This window comes from Lentibacillus jeotgali, assembly GCF_000224785.1.
Classification (GTDB): Bacteria; Bacillota; Bacilli; order Bacillales; family Amphibacillaceae; genus Lentibacillus; species Lentibacillus jeotgali.
In genome coordinates this window covers 35071-57236 of sequence record NZ_AGAV01000014.1, presented here as the reverse complement: position 1 = coordinate 57236, position 22166 = coordinate 35071, and the positions used below count along the sequence as shown (strand labels likewise).

General features: G+C 43.6%; 21 protein-coding genes. 14 read left to right on the top strand and 7 right to left on the bottom strand.

The annotated features are described in order from the left end of the window. Positions 1-14 precede the first annotated feature (14 nt). The 5 genes from ON01_RS09975 to ON01_RS09955 are packed head-to-tail and all read left to right on the top strand — an operon-like array spanning position 15 to position 4989. Positions 15-929, top strand: a complete 915-nt coding sequence (locus ON01_RS09975; RefSeq protein ID WP_010530897.1) for a hypothetical protein — start codon at positions 15-17, stop codon at positions 927-929. Positions 930-962: 33 nt separating this feature from the next. Further along, complete coding sequence (locus ON01_RS09970; protein WP_010530896.1) at positions 963-1610, top strand: DUF4129 domain-containing protein; 648 nt, start codon at positions 963-965, stop codon at positions 1608-1610. A 13-nt stretch (positions 1611-1623) separates the two neighbouring features. Then, entirely contained in the window at positions 1624-2751 is a 1128-nt protein-coding gene (locus ON01_RS09965; protein WP_010530895.1) for a DUF4350 domain-containing protein, read from the top strand. Then, positions 2748-3677 (top strand): AAA family ATPase, encoded by a 930-nt coding sequence (locus ON01_RS09960; protein WP_010530894.1) that lies wholly within the window; start codon positions 2748-2750, stop codon positions 3675-3677. Before ON01_RS09965 ends, ON01_RS09960 begins: the two co-directional genes overlap by 4 nt. Beyond that, positions 3631-4989 carry a DUF58 domain-containing protein gene (locus tag ON01_RS09955; protein WP_010530893.1) on the top strand — a complete coding sequence of 453 codons (1359 nt, stop codon included), beginning with the start codon at positions 3631-3633 and terminating at the stop codon, positions 4987-4989. The genes ON01_RS09960 and ON01_RS09955 overlap by 47 nt, the downstream gene beginning before the upstream one ends. Here the strand turns inward: ON01_RS09955 and ON01_RS09950 are convergent. Next, complete coding sequence (locus tag ON01_RS09950; protein ID WP_010530892.1) at positions 4967-5947, bottom strand: stage II sporulation protein M; 981 nt, start codon at positions 5945-5947, stop codon at positions 4967-4969. The genes ON01_RS09955 and ON01_RS09950 overlap by 23 nt on opposite strands. 99 nt (positions 5948-6046) lie before the next feature. On the opposite strand from ON01_RS09950, the gene ON01_RS09945 reads away from it, so the two are divergent. Both ON01_RS09945 and ON01_RS09940 read left to right on the top strand, forming a co-directional pair. Further along, a complete protein-coding gene (locus ON01_RS09945; RefSeq protein WP_010530891.1) occupies positions 6047-6844 on the top strand; it encodes an RDD family protein in 798 nt (265 codons plus the stop codon). Positions 6845-6962: 118 nt separating this feature from the next. Beyond that, on the top strand, positions 6963-8213 hold the full coding sequence (locus ON01_RS09940; RefSeq protein WP_010530890.1) for a DNA polymerase IV: 1251 nt from the start codon (positions 6963-6965) through the stop codon (positions 8211-8213). A gap of 37 nt (positions 8214-8250) precedes the next feature. On the opposite strand, the gene ON01_RS09935 is transcribed toward ON01_RS09940, so the two are convergent. The 4 genes from ON01_RS09935 to ON01_RS09920 are packed head-to-tail and all read right to left on the bottom strand — an operon-like array spanning position 8251 to position 12344. Further along, positions 8251-9627 (bottom strand): aldehyde dehydrogenase family protein, encoded by a 1377-nt coding sequence (locus tag ON01_RS09935; protein WP_010530889.1) that lies wholly within the window; start codon positions 9625-9627, stop codon positions 8251-8253. A gap of 14 nt (positions 9628-9641) precedes the next feature. Then, positions 9642-10565, bottom strand: a complete 924-nt coding sequence (gene rnz, locus ON01_RS09930) for a ribonuclease Z (RefSeq protein WP_010530888.1) — start codon at positions 10563-10565, stop codon at positions 9642-9644. Beyond that, the gene (namA, locus tag ON01_RS09925) at positions 10565-11581 is read right to left on the bottom strand and encodes an NADPH dehydrogenase NamA (RefSeq protein ID WP_010530887.1); all 1017 of its coding nucleotides are present in this window, start codon (positions 11579-11581) and stop codon (positions 10565-10567) included. Before namA ends, rnz begins: the two co-directional genes overlap by 1 nt. 16 nt (positions 11582-11597) lie before the next feature. Then, complete coding sequence (locus ON01_RS09920; RefSeq protein ID WP_010530886.1) at positions 11598-12344, bottom strand: glycerophosphodiester phosphodiesterase; 747 nt, start codon at positions 12342-12344, stop codon at positions 11598-11600. A gap of 125 nt (positions 12345-12469) precedes the next feature. Here ON01_RS09920 and ON01_RS09915 point away from each other — a divergent pair, with 125 nt between their 5' ends. The 3 genes from ON01_RS09915 (at position 12470) to ON01_RS09905 (ending at position 16060) form a co-directional block, all read left to right on the top strand. Next, a complete protein-coding gene (locus ON01_RS09915; RefSeq protein WP_010530885.1) occupies positions 12470-13354 on the top strand; it encodes a TIGR01777 family oxidoreductase in 885 nt (294 codons plus the stop codon). A 41-nt stretch (positions 13355-13395) separates the two neighbouring features. Further along, positions 13396-15012, top strand: coding sequence for a M20/M25/M40 family metallo-hydrolase (locus tag ON01_RS09910; RefSeq protein ID WP_010530884.1), 1617 nt, complete (start codon positions 13396-13398; stop codon positions 15010-15012). A gap of 82 nt (positions 15013-15094) precedes the next feature. Continuing rightward, complete coding sequence (locus ON01_RS09905) at positions 15095-16060, top strand: MBL fold metallo-hydrolase (protein ID WP_010530883.1); 966 nt, start codon at positions 15095-15097, stop codon at positions 16058-16060. A gap of 7 nt (positions 16061-16067) precedes the next feature. Here the strand turns inward: ON01_RS09905 and ON01_RS09900 are convergent, their stop codons facing one another. Continuing rightward, entirely contained in the window at positions 16068-17318 is a 1251-nt protein-coding gene (locus ON01_RS09900) for a Y-family DNA polymerase (RefSeq protein ID WP_010530882.1), read from the bottom strand. A 552-nt stretch (positions 17319-17870) separates the two neighbouring features. Then, entirely contained in the window at positions 17871-18785 is a 915-nt protein-coding gene (locus ON01_RS09895) for an aldo/keto reductase (protein WP_010530881.1), read from the bottom strand. A 114-nt stretch (positions 18786-18899) separates the two neighbouring features. Here ON01_RS09895 and ON01_RS09890 point away from each other — a divergent pair, with 114 nt between their 5' ends. The 4 genes from ON01_RS09890 to fur all read left to right on the top strand — a co-directional run bounded on the left by ON01_RS09890 (position 18900) and on the right by fur (position 21945). Then, complete coding sequence (locus ON01_RS09890) at positions 18900-19448, top strand: NUDIX domain-containing protein (protein WP_010530880.1); 549 nt, start codon at positions 18900-18902, stop codon at positions 19446-19448. Positions 19449-19451: 3 nt separating this feature from the next. After that, entirely contained in the window at positions 19452-20621 is a 1170-nt protein-coding gene (locus ON01_RS09885) for an endonuclease Q family protein (RefSeq protein ID WP_010530879.1), read from the top strand. A gap of 113 nt (positions 20622-20734) precedes the next feature. Continuing rightward, entirely contained in the window at positions 20735-21373 is a 639-nt protein-coding gene (spoIIM, locus tag ON01_RS09880; RefSeq protein WP_010530878.1) for a stage II sporulation protein M, read from the top strand. A 113-nt stretch (positions 21374-21486) separates the two neighbouring features. Continuing rightward, positions 21487-21945, top strand: a complete 459-nt coding sequence (fur, locus tag ON01_RS09875; RefSeq protein ID WP_010530877.1) for a ferric iron uptake transcriptional regulator — start codon at positions 21487-21489, stop codon at positions 21943-21945. The last annotated feature ends 221 nt before the right edge of the window (positions 21946-22166 follow it).

Sequence of the window (22166 nt, the reverse complement as noted above, 5' to 3'; positions counted from 1 at the left end):
GGAGCGTGAATGAATTGAACGAAGGACTGAACAGGCCAAAAGGATCCGGGGAAATTCTGGATGCTGCTTTTACATTATGTAAACAGTATTTTTCAAAGTTTTTCCTGATTATTTTAATTACTGTGGGGCCGCTTTATTTATTGCAATCTATGATTTTATTTTTAACCGGAAGAAGCTTTTTCAGAGAAGCCGGAAGCGGCAGTAATTGGTTTAATCAAACGTTAAACAGTTTTGAAGCAACAGCCAATACGACACTTGGGGAAGACATCGCGAATTTGGGAGTGGGGCTTTTAACATATATTTTCATACCTGTCGCGCAAGCAGCCGTTCTCTTTGCCATATCCCGCTTAAAAACGCAGGATGATTTTGCGGTCGGTAGCGTTATCAAACAGGCCTTTTCAAAATTCTGGCCTATATTGGGCAGCAGTTTAATATTCGGAATCATTTTATTTGCGATGTTTTTCATACCATTCATTGCCATTATGATCATCGGCGTCCTGAGTATTTTTGCCGATCCAGTCTCAGGTATCGCTATTATGATTATTCTTATGCTTGCCGTTGGCTTAGCAGCAGCCTATTTCCTGACACGCTGGAGCTTTTTTCTGGGGACGGCTGTATTTGAAAATAATATCCCGGGCTTAGGGAGGAGCTGGCATCTAACTCGTAAAAACAGCTGGAAAGTTTTTGGGATATACATTGTCTTTTTCCTCATATTCCTGGCAGTCAGCTTAGCAGTCGAAACGGTTCTCATTACATTTCTGGGCAACAGTGTTTTGTATTCGATTATTGTGAATCTGGTTACGTTACTGACAACAACGATATTTATGGTCGGTTATGCCATTCTTTATTTTGACTTAAAAATTCGGCAGGGCGGCGACGACTTAAAACATATGATTAACGACTATCAGAATACCATAATTGTAAAATAATAAGCTGATTGACCAAGCTGGGTGGTGGCCATGATGGCAAAGACTGATAATAAACAGAAACAATTGCAAGAGATTTTGGATCAAAACGAATATCAAATTTATTATGAGGACAACCGAAACTTGCTCGAGGTTTGGTGGGGACGTCTGACCAACTGGATTGGGGAACAGTTAGCCAAAGTATTTTCCGGATTGGAACCGTCAAGCGGTTTTGCAGACCTGGTTCTGATTATCATCATCGCTGCTGTCCTCATTCTTGTAGGGTTCGTGGTATATCAGCGTGTCCGTCAAACCCGCTCCAGCCGAGGCTTTACCGAAATAAAGCCGCTAGAATCGCTGAATGAAACAAAATGGACCTATAATGATCACCTTCAGGCAGCCCAAAACCAGGAAAGAACCGGTGACTATACCGTAGCTGCCCGGCATATGTTCCTGGCACTTCTGCTTTATTCTCATGAAAAAGAATGGCTAAAAGCAAGAAATTGGAAAACAAACTGGGAATATCTCGCTGAGCTGAAGCACGTCAACAAACACCTGGCAGAGTCATTCCGTCAGCTCGCATTAGTCTTTGATGAAGTTGTCTATGGCGAAAGAGTATTAGAACAAGATGATTATATTAGATATCGGAATGAAACGATGAAATGGCTATATAACGAACGGCAGGAAATTGTCGGTGAAGAATAAGGGGGCAGCAAGCTTGCATTCAAGAATAACAAGCAGAAGAGCACTGATTTGGCTCGCTGCCGTTCTTCTGCTGTTTATCGGTATCAGCTATATAATCGCACCGGATACCCCTAAAGAGTACCCGGCGTTTGTATCAGAGTCGCCTTCTCCAACAGGTGTCAAAGCTTTTTATACATATATGGATAATCAGACCGGTGCTGTTAACAGATGGCGTCACTCACCGGAACTGCTGACAGGGAGGGGTAATAATCAGTTGCTGATCATGGTTGAGCCATCCTTCACCCCTGGTACGGAAGAGATGGAGGACTATATGGCCTTTATGGAATCCGGCAACACGATTTTGCTTTTGAAAACAAATCCTGATGGGATGTTCGGTACCGAAACAGTGCCGGCACAGGATGCATCCGGTGACATAACTGATCAGAACGAAAACGTGAGTACGGCTGAAATAAATTCGGCGTTTCGACTTAATCCCAGTAATAACGATAACATTCTATTAAAAGATGAGGCCGGTGCTATCGCTACGAAAAGCACGTTTGAAAATGGAGCATTAATAACAGCTGTAGCCCCCGAGTGGATGATGAATGCAAAAATTTTAGAGCAGGATCACCTGGAATTGATCCTCTCATTCGTCCATGCTGGAAACACGGGATGGGAAACAGTTTATTTTGATGAATATTTACATCGCTCTAATAATGCCCCATCCTTAACAGCGCTTTACCCGTACTGGATCCTGGTACTGGGATTTCAGGCGGTTTTGTTTGCCGCTCTCTGGCTGTGGTTTCAGGGCAAACGTTTCGGACCCGTCAAAGTTCCAAGGGAAGAAACAGTCCGATTCAGTGATGAGCGTATACAGGCACTGGCCGCATGGTATCAACGTAGCAGGCAATACAGGGATTCATTGCAGATTCAGGCGGATTATCTGAAAATGCTTCTGCAGGAGCGATGGGGCATCCCATATTACAAAAATTGGGTGGATATACAAGAACAGCTTGATCAGAAAGCAGAAGCCGGTCCGGACATGAAAAATGACATAGACGGCTTAACAAATGTATTGCAGAAGGAACGTATAGATAAAAAAACATATATGTCCTGGTCGAAAAGGATAAATCGATTACGGAAAGAGGTTGAGGGCGAATGAGGAATGAGCTGGCATTATTGTTGGAGAAATATGAAGAGCGGATTCATGGTCAGTCTATGAATCTGAAGCTCTTGTTATCGGCTGTTTTAGCAGATGGTCACGTATTAATTGAAGGTGTGCCAGGCACCGGAAAAACGCAGATGGTGCGGACATTGGCGGATTTATTGAATGGAAGCTTTAATCGAATCCAATTCACACCTGATTTGCTTCCGAGTGATATAACTGGCAGCACTATTTACAACATGCAGGATAGTAACTTCCAAACAATCAAGGGGCCGATTTTTTCAAATATACTTCTGGCAGACGAGATTAACCGTACACCGGCCAAAACGCAAGCGGCCTTATTGGAAGCGATGGAGGAAAAACAGGTGACGATTCAAGGGGAGACATACCCGCTTTCGGATGTCTTTTTTGTCGTGGCTACTCAGAATCCGATTGAATTTGAAGGGACATATCCATTGCCGGAAGCGCAGCAGGACCGGTTTTTATTGAAACTGAATGTTGATTTTCCCGGGTTTGAAGAAGAAACAAATGTCTTAAGACAGGTATTGGAAGGAACACACGATGAAACAGTGATGAATCCCATAATCGATATGGAAGCTTTTTTGTCCATACGACGGGAAGCGGTAGCGACTAAATTGAATGATGATATTTTAACGTACATTATGCAAATTATACGTCAGACGCGGGATATGGAAGCTTTCCGTTTTGGTGCAAGCACACGGGCGGCGATTTCCATTGCAAAGGCTGCGAGAAGCTGGGCATATTTAACGGGCCGGGAGTATGTCACACCTGATGATGTCAAAATGGTTGCCAAACCGGCATTGCGGCATCGTCTGCAGTTAGCCCCGCACATGGAATTGGAGGGAGTTGGCCTGGATGAAATCATTGAAGAGCTTGTGGGATCGGTTGCTGTTCCGCGATAGGGGCATTTTACCGGGAAAGCGGCTGCTCGCTTTGTTTCTTATATTTTCCATCGGGATTACTGTCATGGCTGCTTTCTCAAATGTGTCATGGATATGGCTGTTTGTTATGAATGGGCTTCTTTTATTGATCAGTCTGCTGGACCTATGGTTGTCACCAAAGAAGAAAGATTTATCATTTAAACGAAAGATACCAGATGCATTGGAGCGGGGTATAACATATGCCGTGCAAATAGAGGTTACCAACGCTTCAAACAAAGCATGCAGTGTTCGGCTGACCGATGGGATTCCCCAATCATTCCGGACGCCATTCCCATTTGAAGGGACGATTAAAGCCCAGGAGACTTCGGCGTTATCTTATCAGGTCATTGCGCCAGTAAGAGGGAATTATGAGATTGATAAACTTTTCGTCCGCTACAGAAGTGTCTTTGGACTATGGGAAAAACAGACAGCTGCTGTCATAAAGCAGCACGTGAGAGTCATCCCTGATTTAACTCAAACAAAGCGATATTTGGAAAGTCCGCAGCAGTTTTTGCTGCATGAAGGTGTCAGAGTCAGGAAGCAGCGTTCTGAAGCAGGGGAATTTGCCCGAATTCGCAGCTATGCTGTCGGGGATGATCCACGAAAGATCAACTGGCGCCAAACAGCAAAGTTGCAGGAGATCATGAGCAATGAATACGAACCCGAGCATGGAAAGTATGTGACAATTCTGATCGACTGCGGACGGATGATGGGTGCTGAACTAAAAACAGGCAACCGGTTGGAAAAGGCGTTGGAGGCAGCATTGACAACAGCTGCCGCTGCCCTCAGAAATGGCGACTATGTCGCAGTACTTGCTTTTTCCACGGATGTCCAGCGATTTGTGCCTCCTGAAAAAGGGATGGGGCACTTACAAAAGATATTGCAAACCATCTCCACTATACATGTTGAGGCAAGTGAAGCCAATTATTCGGCGGCTTTCAATTATTTGTCCGCCGCTCTGAAGAAGAGAAGTCTGATTCTGTTATTCAGTGATGTCCAGACATTTTTGTATGAAGAAACCGTGCTCCATCATTTAAGACGGATGCGTCAGCGGCATTTGTTTATGCTGATTGGAATCGAAGACAAAACATTGCTGGCAGCGGCAAGACAAGAACCGGACAGTTCGAAAATCGCCATGGTCAAAAGTGTTGCTCAGCAACAAATCGGTTTCAAAAAACAGAAGAAAACATACTGGGAAAAACAAGGGCTCTCCATGGTGGAAGCAAAAGAAGAACGCCTGGTTACAGCCGCTGTCTCGCACTATATCCGCATTATGAATGAGGGTATGCTTTAGCATTGTTCTTTTGAAGCAGCACTTTCCCGCAGGCAACGTATACAATTAACCCTGTCATGGTAAGCGCCGCAACAGCATATTTTGTTTCCAGTGAGAGGGATGTAGGGGTAATAAAGCCCTCGATAATACCAGCGATAATGAAGAGCGGAATGGTCCCAAGCAAAAGCTGCACTGAACGTTTTGCCTGACGTTTTAACTGATAGGCGCGTGATAATGGTCCCGGTGCAAACAATTTATAGCCCATCAAAAGCCCGGCGCCGCCTGCTATGAAGATGGCGGCCAGTTCTATAACACCGTGCGGAACGATGAACGCCCAGAATTCATAAGAATTCCCGTAATGCCAGAAAAGGCCTGCAAGCGCACCTACCATCACACCGTTCGAGACCATAATATAGATTGTCAAGATCCCGAACGTGATGCCCCCTGCAAATGCCAGGAATGCGACCTGGATATTGTTGGTCATAATCGAGGCAGACATCAATGAAGCATCTACCGATCCGGTATTTGTACCAAGCTGTTCGGGATTGACCGATTGAGCCACTTGTTCAGGCAGCAGGGAATAGAGATTGAGTGGATCATTAAGTACAGATAGAAAGGCAGCAAGTGCGCCGGCAGTAAACAGGATCATGGCCACGATAACAGCCTTCCACTGCTCCAGCAGTAGTCCAATAAATGTTGTACTGAAAAACGTGCGGATTTGCCGGAGGCTGGAAACTTGATCTTTGTATAACAGATTGTGAGCTTTTGCGACCAGTTCATTCAAATAAACCGTTACATCTTCATTTGGAAAATAAGTTTGGCCATAGGACAGATGCTGCGCTGATTTTTGATAAAGCCGGTTAAATTGGTCAATATCTTGTCCGCTCAATGATCGCCTATTTTTGCCAAATATTATTATGTATTGTTCAAGTTTTTTCCAGTCATCGCGGTTCGCTTTGATAAATTGTCTTATATTCACAGCTGCACCTTCCTTTAAGATGTAATGAATATCTCAATCTATTATAATTTTTCCTGACGGTAATTGAAACCTTCAAATCATAAAAAGGAGCAAGTATAAATGAATCAAGAAGAAGTAGCTGTAAAAACACCGGAGTTTGTCTCCCTTAATTTTAAATTGGCGGGTCTTGGCAGCAGGTCGGGTGCCATGATAATCGATCAGCTTTTGCTGACAGCGTTCAATATTGTGACGATTCTTTTTGTGGTATTAGTCGTACAATCCGGTTTTTCGTCTTTTTTGGCCGGTTCAGCCGTTCCATTGACTATTTTAATTATGGTTATATTTGCTGTTTATTGGGGCTATTTTTTTGTATGTGAATATTTTTTTGGCGGTAAAACACTCGGAAAACGACTATTGGGCATCAGAGTTATTCAGGACAATGGGCACAGCATAACATTGCTCTCAAGCCTGATTCGTAACTTGCTCCGTATTATCGATATGCTTCCGACAGCTTATTTTATAGGGATCATCATGGTCTTCTTTCATTCAAGACATAAACGTTTAGGTGATATGGCAGCCGGCACCATTGTTGTACATGAACGACGTGTTAAGAGCAAGGGAAAATACGATCCAATTGAAAAAGAAATTGAATCCAGAGGACTTACCAAAGAAAGCCTACCGATTGATACTTGGGCGCTCTGGTCATTAGGGATGAAAGAATGGAACTTACTGAAAAGATACAGTGAACGATTATTGCAATTAGAAGATGCCGATCGAACAGATCTGACAAAAAGATTAGCGGCTGCATTGTTTCCTAAAATCGGAGTGGTACCGGATAATATGAGTATCCGGGGAACAGAAGATACTTTGCTCGTGCTATATCTGATCCTTAAAGATGAATGGGAAATCGAATTGTGACATTCATGATGAAAGTTGAATCGCGTCAAAATCGACCGGATGGTGCTATCATTTACCCGGCAGGCTTTTTTAATAGATGATATAATTAAGTTAATTATGTTCAAAGGGATGTCTTGCGATGTCACAATGGTATCCAAAAAAAGGAAGGGTCATTTTTCATGTCGATATGAACTCATTTTACGCGTCGGTTGAAATGGCCTATAACCCTGAACTGAAAGGCAAACCTTTGGCGATTGCCGGCAATCCGGAAGAGCGGAAAGGGATTGTCGTTACAAGCAGCTATGAGGCAAGGGCCAAAGGTGTTAAAACAACAATGCAATTATGGCAGGCGCGGAGGCTTTGCCCGGAATTAATTGTTCTGCGTCCGAACTTTGACCGGTACCGAACAGCATCGAAGGAAATATTCCAAACGCTTGCTGAGATAACACCATATATCCAGCCTGTTTCCATCGATGAAGGGTATATGGATATAACCGGCACCGAACAGCACGGCAATCCGATTGAAATTGCCCAAAACCTGCAGCAAAAAATAAGTGTTGAACTGGATCTCCCTTGCAGTATCGGCATTGCGCCTAATAAGTTTCTCGCGAAGATGGCCTCGGACATGAAAAAACCAATGGGCATTACGGTATTGCGGAAGCGGGACATCAGTGAAAAGCTTTGGCCGCTTCCGATTGAGGAAATGTATGGTGTTGGTGAAAAGACGGCAAAAAAACTGCGATCATTCGATATTAAAACGATAGGTGATCTTGCCAATGGAGATCCTTATCAGCTGAAGCAAATACTCGGCATCAACGGTGAACGGCTGCAGAATAAGGCAAACGGGATCGACACGAGGCCGGTTGATCCGGAGGCGGTGCATGAATTTAAAAGTATCGGCAGCTCTCAAACACTAGCAGAAGATACAATTGATGAGGCAGAGATCCGCAAACTGATGCATAAGCTTGCGGAAAATGTCGAGCGGCGAATGAGGCGGAAACAGGCAGCAGGGCAGAGTGTGCAGATCATGATCAGGTATCATGACCATAAAACGATTACGCGAAGCAAGAAACTGCACCATTTTATAGAAAATAAATCCGAAATCCTCCAATTTGCCAATGAACTGTTTCAAAAGCATTGGAATCTGGAGCCAATCAGGCTCCTTGGCATAACTGTCCAGGATGTTGACGAGAAAAAGAATATTGCCAAACAGCTCGATTTATTCACATACGAAGAAGAAGCCGGAAAAGAAAAATTGTATGAAGCGATTGATCATTTGTCCCGGAAATACGGGAAAAACCTCTTTAAACAAATCAGGAATGACGAGAGGGAAGACCAGCCGCGGACAAGTTTCCAAAAAGACTTCCTGGATGATTATAAGAAAAAATAAGCGCCTCTGCCGATTAGGAAGCAGAAGCGCTTATTTTTTAATTCATAAGGCGTTTGATAACGGCCCTGGCTAATCTTCCGCCTGGATATCTGAACGGAATATCAAATTTAGTGGTCTGTTTTAAAATGCTTTTCCGGTGGGAGAACGTATCAAAGCTGTACTTGCCGTGATAGGCACCCATACCGCTGTTGCCGACCCCCCCGAATGGCAGGTGCGGATTGGCAAGGTGATAAAGTGTATCATTAATGCAGCCGCCGCCAAACGATACATTTAGCATTAGTTTCTGCTGTTTCAGCTCGTTTTCGCCGAAATAATAGAGAGCAAGCGGTTTTTCCATCTCTTTCATCTCTGAAATGAGGTCATCCAGTGAGCTGAATGTCATAACAGGCAACAGTGGCCCGAAAATTTCCTCTTGCATAATCGCATCATCCCAGTTTATCTTATCCAGAATGGTCGGTTCAATTGTTAGCTTTTCTTCATTGATCTCACCGCCATGAATTATCTCTCCATCCGTCATAAAGGCATTCAGCCGGTCAAAATGCTGTTTGTTAACAATCCGGACATAATCATAATTTTGAACCGGTTTTTTGCCGTAAAGCGATTTGATATGTTTTTTCATCGCTCTTAATAGCTTTAGCTTCACTTTCTCATGCACGTAAACATAATCCGGTGCAACACACGTCTGTCCGGCGTTTGTGAATTTGCCCCAGACAATCCGTTTGGCAGCAAGGTCAATTTTGGCATCCTGATCAACGATGGCAGGGCTTTTGCCGCCCAATTCCAGCGTGACCGGTGTCAGGTGTTTGCTCGCTTGTTCCATGACAATTTTGCCGACATTTGTGCTGCCGGTAAAAAAGATGTAATCCCACCGTTGTTCCAGCAATTGCTGGCTGACGTCTTTGGCACCTTCGACAACAGTAAAATAAGATGCATCAAATGTTGAGCGGATCATATCGGCCAGTATAGTGGATGTCGACTGTGTGAGTTCGGAAGGTTTTAATACAACCGTATTCCCGGCAGCTATGGCACCGATTGCCGGTGCGATTGCCAAATGCAGCGGGTAGTTCCAAGGTGCCATAATCAGTGTGACGCCATAAGGCTCTTTCTGGATATAGCTTTTACTCCCTTTATGGGTGAGCGGCGTTTCGACTTTTTCCAGGCTCACCCAGTCTTTCAGGTGTTTTAGCGCAAAATCAATGTCAGTGTATAAATATCCCAATTCAGTTGTAAAAGCCTCATACTCCGATTTATTCAAATCATTTTTTAAAGCATGGTAAATCTCCTGCTGGTAGGATTTAAGCATGCCCTTAAGTGAAGTCAGCTGCTCTTTTCGAAATGCAGGATCCAATGTTTTACCGGTAAGAAAAAACGTACGATGCTGATCAATAATTTCTGCCGCTTCCAGTTTCCCCATACAATAAACGCCTCCTATTCGGATTCAATGCTTATTTCACGAAAATCACGAGCAAGTTCTGTCGCCGGGAAGATGTGGCAGGCTTCCTCCAATAGCTTATCATCATCCCCTTGCTGATAACGTGAGGAAATATGAGTTAAGATCAGTTTTTTCGTGTTACTATTTCTAGCCAGAGTTGCGGCCTGTTTCGTTGTTGAATGAAAATAGGCCTTTGCCAATGTTTCTTTTTCATGGCCAAACGTGGCCTCGTGCACCAAAACATCGGAATCTTGTATAAAGGATTTATTTTTGTCCGGTGAACGTGTATCACCCATTATGGTTACGACACGTCCTTTTTTAGGCGGACCCAGGTATTCATCACGATGAATAAGACGCCCATCGTCTGTTTGGACAACATCATTTTCCTTTATTTGCTGGTAAATCGGACCGGGTTCGACCCCGGTGTCTTTTAATTTTTCAACGAGAAGTCTGCCGGGTTTGTCCTTTTCAGAAATCCTGAAGCCATAACTGGGGATGCCATGTTCCAGTTCTTTGCATGAGACAGTGAATTGTTCATTCTCAAATAGCACCCCTTCAGTAAATTCGACAATTGAAAGGGGGTAAGTAAGCGTCGTTCCGCTGACTGCCAGACTTGTTTCAATATAATTTTTGATGCCTTCAGGTCCGTAAACGGTTAAAAGGTTGTCGCCCCCCTGAAACGACCGGCTGCCTAACAGCCCGGGCAACCCAAAAATATGATCACCGTGCATATGGGTAATAAAAATTTTCGTTATTTTACGCGGTTTGATGCTCGTATGCAAGATTTGATGCTGTGTTGCCTCCCCGCAGTCAAACAGCCAGATACTGTTTTGCTCCTGCAGCAGTTTCAATGCAGTGGCCGATACATTTCGTTCTTTTGAAGGAACACCTGAACCGGTCCCCAGAAAAACAAGTTCCATTATTTCCAGCCCCGTTCGTATTGTCTTGGTGCAGGAAGCGACTCACTTAACTCATCAGCAGCAGCTTTTGGCCAGTACGGGTTTCGCAGCAATGCCCGTCCGATCAGCACAAGATCAGCACGATCATTTTGCAGAATTTCCTCTGTTTGCAGCCCTGTCGTAATGAGACCCACAGCACCGGTGGCAATGGATGCTTCCTGTTTGATGGTTTCGCAGCGCCTCAGCTGATAACCCGGATATGGTTTAATCGAGGCAGGAACAACACCACCTGAGCTGCAGTCAATCAGATCGACGCCCTGCTGTTTCATTTGCTCGGCAAAATAGAGAATATCATCCAGAGTGTTGCCGTTTGGATCATATTCGTCAGTTGATATGCGGACAAACAGCGGGCCATCCCATACCGTTTTGACTGCTTCAATCAGCTGGGACATAAAGCGGTAACGGTTTTCTCTGCTTCCGCCGAATTCATCCTCTCGTTTATTAGTTAATGGTGACAGGAACTGGTTGGCTAAATAGCCGTGTGCACCATGAATCTCAATGATGTCGAAACCCGCTTTTCCGGCACGCTCCGCTCCATCTTTGAATGCTTGGATCGTATTCATGATATCTTCTTTTGTCATCTCAGACGGTGTTTTTGATGACTCATTGAATGCCAGTGCTGAAGGGGCAAAGATCTCTGAATTAAGCCGTGCTTTTCGACCCGCATGGGCAAGCTGGATGCCGGTTTTGGCACCACAGCTATGGAGCTGTTCGTTTAACTGTTTCAGACCATCGATATGTTCATCACGCCATATGCCCAGGTCCTCGTGGGAGATACGCCCCTCGGGCATTACTGCCGTCGCTTCAGTCATAACCAGACCGGCCTGGCCAACCGCACGGGAAACATAATGTGTTTCATGAAATGGTGTTATTTTTCCGTCCTGTTCCATACAGGAGTACATGCACATCGGTGACATGACAATCCGGTTTTTAAGCTGAACTTGTTTAAATTCGATTGGTGTGAATAATTTTGTCATTCTGATTCCTCCTGATTTATTTCATTGGTTGATCGCCAAATTGGTTCCGGTAATGGACTGCCATTTCCGGAATGTCGGTGAAAATTCCGTCGCATCCCATAGAGAATGAGCGGATCATATGTTTCGGCTTATTCACTGTATACACACGGAGAGCCAGATTCTTCTGACGACTCTGATCAACAAGCAGCCGATTGAGCAGACGATATTTGATATGTATCGCATTTGCGCCTAAATCCTCTGCCGCCGCCACAAGATTTTTGTACCGCTTTGAAGTCAATAAGGCTACCCCGATATATTGATTCAGATGTTTGAGCCTGCTTACACTGATTGGATTAAACGTTGACAGTGTAGTACGATGTAGTAAGTGATAGTGTGATATTCTGTCATAAACGATCCTTTCCAATCGATTATAATCTATTTTATTATTTTTTAGTTCAATATTTAAATGTAATGGCTTGTCATAAATCCATTTGAGACATTCATCCAGCGATATGATCCGTGATCCGGCGAATTCAGGGGAAAACCAGGAGCCTGCGTCAAGCTGCTGTAGATCCCGGAACGTGTAATCCTTTATATAGCCGGTGCCGTTGGTTGTTCGTTTCACATGCTCGTCGTGGATTAAAACTGGAATATAATCCTTTGTCAAATGGACGTCGGTTTCGATTCCGTCTGCACCCTGCTTATAAGCAAGGCTGAAGGCGGCCATCGTATTTTCCGGTGCCTGTTTGCTGGCACCGCGATGGGCATAAATGTTCGGCTGCAATAAACTCACCTCTTGTTTGATTGTGTTTTATTTTGGAGGGGAAGTCAATTAAAAGTACTGCTGGAGTTGATAGAGAGTTGATAGAGGGATGCAAGTCATTTTAGTTTTAAACTGGAGTTGATACTTTGACAGGGAAAGTGGTTATAGCTGGAGGGACTGGCTTTATAGGGAGATATTTTGAGAATCGATTTCATAATCTTGGTTACGAGGTAAGAATCATTTCAAGACAACCACCTCACGTCAACTGGAATGATACAGCATCAATCGTTGAAACATTGGAAGGTGCTGAACTTCTGATTAATCTTGCTGGGAAATCCGTAAATTGCCGGTACAACGAAGCCAACAAGCAGGATATCAGGAATTCAAGGATAAGGACAACAAAAATACTTGGAGAATCAATCATGGCTTGCAAATTTCCGCCCAGTATTTGGATGAATTCCAGCACAGCCACTATTTACCGGCACTCGGAAGATCGGCCGATGACAGAAGAAAATGGAGAGATCGGCTCTGGGTTCTCGGTCGATGTTGCTGTAAACTGGGAGAAAGCCTTCTTCGACTTTGATTTGGAAAAAACAAGACAAATTGCTCTGCGCACGGCTATTGTTTTGGGCAAGAATGGTGGCGTTGTGACACCTTATAAAAATTTGGTCAAATTTGGACTCGGTGGAGTACAGGGAACTGGGGCACAACAATTCAGCTGGATCCATATTGAAGACCTATTTCAGATCATTCTTTTCTTAAAGTCAAGAGATCATCTTAGCGGCGTATTTAATTGTTCGGCACCCAACCCCGTGAGTAACCAGGAGCTTATGAGACTGTTGCGGACTGAAATGAATATACCGCTTGGTTTGCCTTCTCCTAAATGGCTGTTGGAAATAGGAGCGATGGTTATTAAGACAGAAACGGAATTGGTGCTTAAAAGCCGCTGGGTTATCCCGGAGAAATTGGAAAAAGAGGGCTACATGTTTACTTTTAACAAACTTCAGCATACCTTACACGATATTTTATAATAAGTCTGTTTCTAAAAATCAAAATGTTAAAGGGGGATTCTATGAACACTTGGCAATCCAAACAACAATTAATAGATTTACTGACTTCACTTGTTAACCATCAAAGTATTACCGGAAGCTCCGCAGAAATTGCCCAGGCGGAGTATTTGCAGCATTTGCTGGCACAAAAGCCATATTTTGAAAAAAATCCGGATCATTTAAGATTACACCCGCTGGAAGATGGACGCAGGCTCTTAACTGCGCTCGTAAAAGGGAATGCTTCATCTAAAACAATTGTTTTGCTGAGCCACTTTGACGTGGTTGGTGTAGATGATTACGGGGCATTAAAAAACCTCGCTTTCTCTCCCGGGGAGTTGACAAAGGAAATGGAATACATAAAAGAGCGGCTGCCGGAAGCTGTTCAATCTGATATATCATCCGGTGACTGGCTGTTCGGCCGCGGCACGATGGATATGAAAGCAGGGCTCGCTCTACATCTTTCTATGCTGGAGAAAGCGATGGATGGCGAATTTGACGGAAACATTCTGTTGCTCTCAGTTCCTGATGAGGAAGTCAATTCACAAGGGATGATGACGGCGCTGCCTGTTTTGAAGCAACTGATGCAAGAGGAAAACCTGGTCTATAACGCTTGTTTGAATGGGGAGCCAATGTTCAGTAAATACCCGGGCGACAGCCATTATTATGTTTATGCCGGGTCAATCGGCAAAGTGTTGCCCGGGTTTTACTGTTATGGGAAAGAATCACATGTCGGCGAACCGTTTGCCGGGATTAATCCAAACCTCATCGTCAGTTTTTTGTCCCAGCAGCTTGAACTGAATGAATCCTTTATTGAAAAAGTGGATGACGAAGTGACACCGCCGCCAATCAGCCTGATGCAGCGTGATCTGAAAGAAGAATATTCAGTTCAGACACCAAATGCAGCGATTGCGATGTACAATGTTTTGTATTTGAAACAAACCTTCCGGGAAATAAATGAAAAACTATTGGCTGGTGCACACGCAGCAGCCGATAATGTTGAACATTACGTACGGGAAAAATTTGAACATTTTGCCAGATTGGCCGAGGATTTCACCATGCCGGATTTCCGTGTCAATGTCATGATGTATGAGGATTTGTATCGAGAGGCAGTAAAACGATATGGAAAAGAAGAAGTGACACGCCGGCAAAATCTGCTTGTCAGCCAGCGTGACCAGGGCGATCGTGATTTTTCAGCCACCCTTGTCCAGGAATTGGCTGCCATGTGTAAGGATTTGGCACCGATGATTGTCCTTTTTTACAGTCCGCCATTTTATCCGGCTGTTTCATCGCTTGATGACCCATACATTAAAAATGTGCTGGAAGACGTCAAAAGCTATACACAAACCCATTATCAGCTTGATTTGACAGTATCCGAATTTTTTACGGGACTTTCTGACTTAAGCTTTGTCGGTCCTGTGTCGTCAAGAGGCAATTTGCAGCAGCTGACAACCAACATGCCGCTGCAGAATAACGGTTTTTCCTTCCCGGAAGATGTCATAGAGCAGCTGACAATGCCGATTTTAAATATTGGACCTCTTGGAAAAGACCCGCACCAGTGGACAGAGCGTCTGGAACTGTCCTACAGCTTTGACCGTTTACCATCTATATTGACTGAGGCAATACACCGTTTGCTTAAATAGCCGGTGTATGACTTTTTCGTAAAGAAGGTATATAATAGCAATCATCAACTGAATCGTTATTCATTTTGGAGGCTGTCAAATTATGAAAGTACTGGATAAAACTATCATTCAAATGACCATACCAACACCATTTGCAGTTGGCGATGTACATGTCTATCTGCTTAAAAGTGACACGCTTTCACTTATCGATGCCGGTGTAAAAACGAAAGAAGGATGGGAAGCACTGAAAGCACAATTAAACGAATTGGGTTATACACCTCATGACGTTGAACAGATTATTCTAACGCATCATCACCCCGACCATACCGGTTTGATTGAAGGGTTTCCGCGTGCTGAAACAATTGCCGCACATCAAAACGTAGATTTATGGTTAACCCGGGATGAAGCGTTTTTCGACCGATATGAACAGTTTTTCCGGCAATTGTTTACTGTTTCCGGCGTACCTGAAGAATTGATGCCAAGCCCTGATGAATTACGCAGTACACTGCAATTTGCAGGGAAAGGAAAGCTGACGGATACGCTGGACGAAGGAGATACACTCCCCGGGCATGATGATTGGCATGTTTTCAAAACAAAAGGTCATGCTCAAAGTCATTTATCATTTCGCCGTGAAAGTGATGGGGCGTTTATTGGGGGAGATCACCTGCTTCAGCACATTTCACCGAACCCGCTGCTGGAACCGCCAATCGGGAATCAAATGGAGCGGCCAAAGCCAATGCTTCAATACCGCGGGAGTTTAATCAAATGCCAGTCGCTCGATATCCAGACAGTTTACCCAGGACATGGGGAGATCTTTACGAATGTGGATGAGCTGATTCCTGTTCGTTTGCAGAGGCAGGAACAGCGGGCACATAAAGCATACGACTTTTTGATGGCAAAAGCACAAACACCGTTTGAGCTATGCAAGCAGCTGTTTCCGAAACAATATGAAAATCAATTGAGTCTGACCATGTCTGAAACCATCGGTCAGCTTGATTACCTTGAAGATAACGGGCTTGTTGTCAAAGGTTTCCAGGATGGTGTTTATGTTTTCGAAGTTTTAAGGTAACCATTGGCTATGCTTGATGCCCGCCGATTTTGCTGCTCCGTCCGATAGTGATGCCTGCATCCGTATAACTTGTGGCCCGAAGTATGGCAGTGGACCCGTATTTATTCCGGATTGCGTCCATGACATAGCCAATATCTTTTTTCTTCGGTCTGTCATCGAAAAGGTCCAATTGGGTCTCACCGTCTTCAGACAGGTTGTTAAGCGTTACATAGACATGCCGGATATCACTGAAACCATCATAGAATTGGTTGAATAACTGCATGCAGACATCATACATGTCCATCGTGATATTGGTCGGCAGACTGATGGACCGCGACCGGCTGAAGCCGCCACCCGTTTCTTTGGCGTATGAGATGCCAAGGTGAATCGTTTTGCCGGCTTTATTGGCATCCCTCGCCCGGCGGCATGCCTCTTCACATAAATCAAGAATACAAGTGGCGACTTCATCACCGGAATAATCACGCAATAGCGAAATTCCATGACCAAAACCTTTTTGCTCTGTTTTGGTGAAATTGCCGAAAACAGGGCTTAAATCAATGCCCCACGCATGCCAATAAAGCTGCTCTCCCATAATGCCGAACCGTTTAGTTAATGACTTCAGTGGAAATTTAGCCAGCTGTCCAAGGGTCACAATTCCCATCCGGTTTAAATTGCGCTGCATTCGCTGGCCGATCCCCCAAATATCTTGGATAGGAAACGGCCATAATTGTTCCTGGAGATTTTCGTATGTGCATTCTGCTATACCTTGTTTTTTGGCATGTAAGTCCATGACCACTTTAGCCAGAAATTTATTATCACCTATTCCGATGGCGCAGGTGATTCCGAAATTTTCCATAATATCCTGTTTGATAGCGTTCGCCACCTTCCAACGACCACCGAATAATTTATCTAGTCCGTTAACGGTTACCCAGACTTCATCAACTGAATACTGGTGAATTGCTTCTTTCGGGACATATTGATTTATCAACTTGGTAATTTCCATCGACACCTGCAAATAATCGGCCATGTGAGCCGGTGCCATGATGATATCCGGATCCTTGGGCAGCTCGAAAAACCGGCTGACATTACTGATGCCGTGTTTTTTCTTCAGGGCCGGGGAGGCGGCGAGAACGATGCTTCCGGGCCTGTTCAGATCCCCGACGACAGCCAGTTGAACTTTCATCGGATCAAGCCCGCGTTTGACCGCTTCCACACTTGCATAAAAAGAACGCATATCAATACATAAAACATCATTCCGCGGATAATTGGAATAATCCATGCTATTCACCCCATTAAAAGGAACGTTTGTTCTGTTATTGTATGCCTTCGAGCTCATATTATCAATGGAAATTAGTGTCATTGAGGGGGAGATTCTGGTTCAATGTTTGTATCTGTTACACCTACCGCTTCGGAAAAATACTTGGTGCTCGTCGTGTTGGAAGCAATTTCGGAGAAGCAGCACTCCTCGCAACTCGCAGCGTATTCGGCGGATGTTTTGCTCGTCGCTTTCCGGGGGCGGCTGATAAGCCTCCTCGTGCCTTCAGCACTCCGGGTCTCATCTAGGCCTATGCTCCCCAGGAGTCTCCACATTTTTCCTTCGCTGGTTTAGGTGATACTCATTTTACAATAAAATGAAGAATCCGAACTGATTCGAAATCCATTTGAAGGAATTTGAATCATTGTTCGGATTTTTCTTTGGCAGTTAAGAAAGTATAAATATTTTCTTACTGCATAAGGGCAACTAAGGCTTTCGCCATAAAAGCTTGGCGATAAGCCAAGTTTTCTAACCTTATATACTTTTGTCCCAGTCTCTATGTTCTAGTAAGAAGGGCTACCGGTGATTGGTATATTGAATTGCTTTTGTTATGCTTTGTATTTTTCTGTATGTTTCGTCTGTCAATGACGTGCTCTCAAAGCTGGTATTATCATCAACTTGGCTGACCGAACTTGCGCCAAATACAGCACTCGCCACTGCGGGGTGTTTCAAAATGTAATTCAGTGCAAGGGAGTTCATTGAATTCCCATCGTTTATCGTTTCAAGTTCCTGGTGAATGGTTTCCAGTTCATCATATGAGTAATCGAGGAAACCATTTCGACCTTTTTTCTCAATTTGTTCAAGTCCTCGGTTACTGAGCATTCCTTTTGCTAACGGCCCCCGTGCCAAGACGCTGATGCTGTTTTCATGGAGAAAATCCAATATTTCTTCCTCCGGTCGGCGGTCCAGCATGCTGTACTGCATCATAACTGCGTCAATGTTTGAACGCTGCACATATTCACGAATAACGTTCGGCCGGATGGATGAGATGCCGTAAGCTCGGATAAGTCCTTCTTTTTTCAGATTCTCAAATGCTTCAATGGATTCACCGATCGCATCATCTATCGTGCCGCCGTGCAGCATGTAAAAATCGATATAATCAATGCCTAAACGATGCAGGCTGTCTTTAACACCATCTTCAATATGTTCTCTGGAAGGGTCCCAAAACCAGTCCTGTTTTTCTTTATTAAAGTTATTGCCGACTTTTGAAGTTAAAATAACCTGATCCCGTTTACCCTTTATGGCGTCACCAACAATTTTTTCATTTTGGCCAAAGTCATACAGGTCCGCAGTATCAAGATGATTGATACCGGCATTCAATGCACGATCGATAATACCACGTGCTTTTTTGCTGTCTGTCCCGAGTGACATACAGCCAAGTGTCAGCTCAGAAACGTATAAATCGGATTGCCCAAGCTGGTTCTTATTCATCATATTCGCCTCCAATATAGTTCATCTGATTCTATTGTAGAGAACAAATTGCGGCAAATACAACTATTAAGATATGATAGAATGAATAATAGCTTTGAAAAAAGGATGATCATAATGAAGAAATTTGAAGAAAAAACCACCCATACGGAAACAATATATAATGGAAAAGTCGTTAAACTGCAAGTGGATGATGTTACGCTTCCGGATGGGAACACCTCAAAGCGTGAACTCATTAAGCATTCGGGGGCGGTAGCGATCATCCCTATTACAAAGGATAATAAAATTGTGTTTGTTGAACAATACAGAAAACCGCTGGAAAAATCACTGGTGGAAATTCCTGCCGGGAAACTGGAAAACGGGGAAGAGCCGGAAGTGACTGCAAAGCGTGAATTGGAGGAGGAAACAGGCTATACAACGACAGAATCGATGGCGTTTGCAGCATCGTTTTATACATCACCCGGGTTTGCGGATGAAATCATGTACCTGTATACAGCAAAAAATCTGGAACCGGTGGAAAATCCGGCAGCTGGTGATGATGATGAGTTTATCGAGCTTATCGAATTAACTCTGGAAGAAGCGAAACAATACGTTAAAAACAAACGGATACATGACGCTAAAACAAATTATGCAGTATTATACTTAGAAACACTTGAAAGGATGTAAGGAATGCCGAAATCGTTTTTTGCTGATATGCATATTCACATAGGGCGGGATATGTTTAATAACCCGGTCAAAATCACCGGAGCCAAGACGTTAACATTGACAAACGTTTTAAAGGAGGCGAGCCGGAACAAGGGCATCCATATGGCTGGCGTGATTGACAGTCATGCACCGGCCGTTCAGCAGGAGATCAAAAAGCTTATCGGTGCTGGACACGCCCATGAACTGGATGACGGCGGGATACGTTTTGAAAATGTGACCTTAATACTCGGCTCTGAAATTGAAGTGTATGATGAAAATTGCCGGGGGCCGCTTCATGTTTTATGCTTCCTTCCGACATTGGAGAAGATGGAGGAGTTTTCAGAGTGGCTGACAACCAAAATGAAAAACATTACATTAAGCTCGCAGCGCTATTATGGAACAGCAAAACAGCTGCAGTATAAAGTGAAAGAACTGTCCGGTGTTTTCATACCTGCACACGTGTTCACACCATTCAAAAGCATGTACGGGAAAGGGGTCCATCAATCATTAAGGGAGGTGCTTGATCCGGATCTGATCGATGCGATTGAACTAGGACTCAGTTCAGATACGATGATGGCTGATCAAATCAGCGAACTTCATGCCTTTACATTTTTGTCGAACTCCGATGCTCACTCACTCCCGAAAATTGCAAGGGAGTATCAGGAAATAACCATGGAAGAACCTTCATTCAAGGAATTTTACTGGGCATTGCACAATGTGGACGACCGGCGGATAAAGCGGAACTTCGGCATGAACCCCCATCTGGGAAAGTATTACACAACCGTTTGCAGTCAATGTCTTGAGCCGCTAGCTGCCGATGCTATAAAATGTCATCAGTGCGGCTCGAAAAAAATTGTAAAAGGTGTGTTTGACCGGATCCAGGAACTAAAAAGCACTGAGAAGGATAACAAGGACCGGCCGCCTTATTTATATCAAGTGCCATTGGAGTATTTGCCAAAGCTTGGGCCTAAGACATTCACGAAATTGCTGGAACATTTTCAAACGGAAATGAATGTGATTCATTACGCGTCTCTGGATGATCTGAAAGAAGTCATACCGGAAAAACTAGCATCCTCCATTATAGATATGAGAGAAGGTAAGTTATCGATAAAAGCCGGCGGCGGCGGAAAATATGGATCTGTCACAACATCTTAACTCTAATTGCCAAAAATAATTTGGTATTTTTACATGGAATTCTTCATAGTTTTTATCAGAGGCCATTTATAGACAGCCTAATGAAACGAAATTACACGTGATGGAGGATTCCAATGTATAACAAGCGGACCCTGTTAATCGACCATGTAAAAGAGCATGCTGTCATTTATATTTTTATGACGATCCTTTTTCTGACTGGAATTATTTTTGGAGCAATTATTGTCAACAGTATGAATTTCGTTCAAAAGCAAGACTTATTCTTTTACCTTGAACGCTTTTTTGGTGACATTACTGAAGAAGAACAGGTGAAGAGCAGCGAAGTGCTTAAGAGCAGTTTTTTATATCATGTGAAATATCTTTTTATGCTATTTATATTAGGGCTGTCGGTTATAGGTCTTCCGGTCGTCTGGATTTTATTGTTTTTAAAAGGCCTGGTTGTTGGATTTTCAGTCGGTTTTATGGTGAATCAGCTCGGTGCAAACGGATTATTTTTGGCTTCAATTTCAATTGCACCGCAAAATTTGCTGGTGATACCAATTTATATTATTGCAGGCAGCTTATCCATGATTTTCTCAACGATTCTGTTAAGGAAGCTTTTCTCGTGGCGCATTTCCCAGCCGGTATTACAGTCTTTCGGCAAATATGCGGTGCTGTTCGCTTCATTGATGGTGTTTTCCCTGGCTGCAGCAGCTCTGGAAGCATATGTATCAAATGAAGCAATGGAAATGTTAATAAAATCCCTTTATAGTTAGTAATAAATGTTATATAATAATGATTATAAATAACAAATTATAATCATTATATTTTGACATGCTCCATCTGTCCGCATATAATGAGGTTGGGGATAATAGGGAGGAGACTTGCCATGGAACATCGAATCGAACGGATAAAAAAACAGCTCCATGCACAAAGTTATAAGCTTACTCCACAACGGGAAGCCACACTCAGGGTGTTGCTGGAACGTGAAGAAGACCATCTGAGTGCTGAAGATATCTACTTGCTGGTAAAAGAAAAAGCACCTGAAATAGGTCTTGCTACCGTATATCGAACACTGGAATTGTTATCAGAATTGAAGATTGTTGATAAGATAAACTTTGGTGACGGTGTTTCGCGCTACGATTTGCGCAAAGAGGGAGCTGAGCATTTTCATCATCACCTTGTATGTATGGAATGCGGCTCTGTTGAAGAAATAGTGGATGACCTTCTTGGGGATGTAGAAAAAATAGTCGAGAAAGATTTTAGCTTTCAAGTGGAGGATCATCGATTGACTTTCCATGGGATTTGCAAACAATGCCAGGAATCGGCAGTTCAGTCGGCAAGATAATGAAATGAGCGGAATGCCTTTTTTCTTACTTGAGAAAAAAGGTTTTTTTAATCCTGGGTTGTAATTTACATTTTCAAGAAAATGCGGTATTTTGGTGATAGGACAATAGAATAATATACTGATGGTATGTATATTATCAGCCTTTTTTGGCATATCTTTACTAGTGACACGGTTTTAATAAAATAAATGGTGTGTTTATTGAACTATTGAACGGGTCACAG

Bases quoted from the DNA above. Each gene is read 5' to 3' on its own strand.
- ON01_RS09940 (WP_010530890.1), top strand. From the start codon at position 6,963: ATGTCACAATGGTATCCAAAAAAAGGAAGGGTCATTTTTCATGTCGAT.
- ON01_RS09905 (WP_010530883.1), top strand. From the start codon at position 15,095: ATGAAAGTACTGGATAAAACTATCATTCAAATGACCATACCAACACCA.
- ON01_RS09885 (WP_010530879.1), top strand. From the start codon at position 19,452: ATGCCGAAATCGTTTTTTGCTGATATGCATATTCACATAGGGCGGGAT.
- rnz (WP_010530888.1), bottom strand. From the start codon at position 10,565: ATGGAACTTGTTTTTCTGGGGACCGGTTCAGGTGTTCCTTCAAAAGAA.
- ON01_RS09960 (WP_010530894.1), top strand. From the start codon at position 2,748: ATGAGGAATGAGCTGGCATTATTGTTGGAGAAATATGAAGAGCGGATT.
- spoIIM (WP_010530878.1), top strand. From the start codon at position 20,735: ATGTATAACAAGCGGACCCTGTTAATCGACCATGTAAAAGAGCATGCT.
- ON01_RS09945 (WP_010530891.1), top strand. From the start codon at position 6,047: ATGAATCAAGAAGAAGTAGCTGTAAAAACACCGGAGTTTGTCTCCCTT.
- namA (WP_010530887.1), bottom strand. From the start codon at position 11,581: ATGACAAAATTATTCACACCAATCGAATTTAAACAAGTTCAGCTTAAA.
- ON01_RS09970 (WP_010530896.1), top strand. From the start codon at position 963: ATGGCAAAGACTGATAATAAACAGAAACAATTGCAAGAGATTTTGGAT.
- ON01_RS09895 (WP_010530881.1), bottom strand. From the start codon at position 18,785: ATGAATAAGAACCAGCTTGGGCAATCCGATTTATACGTTTCTGAGCTG.
- ON01_RS09890 (WP_010530880.1), top strand. From the start codon at position 18,900: ATGAAGAAATTTGAAGAAAAAACCACCCATACGGAAACAATATATAAT.
- ON01_RS09910 (WP_010530884.1), top strand. From the start codon at position 13,396: ATGAACACTTGGCAATCCAAACAACAATTAATAGATTTACTGACTTCA.
- ON01_RS09935 (WP_010530889.1), bottom strand. From the start codon at position 9,627: ATGGGGAAACTGGAAGCGGCAGAAATTATTGATCAGCATCGTACGTTT.
- ON01_RS09955 (WP_010530893.1), top strand. From the start codon at position 3,631: ATGAAATCATTGAAGAGCTTGTGGGATCGGTTGCTGTTCCGCGATAGG.
- fur (WP_010530877.1), top strand. From the start codon at position 21,487: ATGGAACATCGAATCGAACGGATAAAAAAACAGCTCCATGCACAAAGT.
- ON01_RS09900 (WP_010530882.1), bottom strand. From the start codon at position 17,318: ATGGATTATTCCAATTATCCGCGGAATGATGTTTTATGTATTGATATG.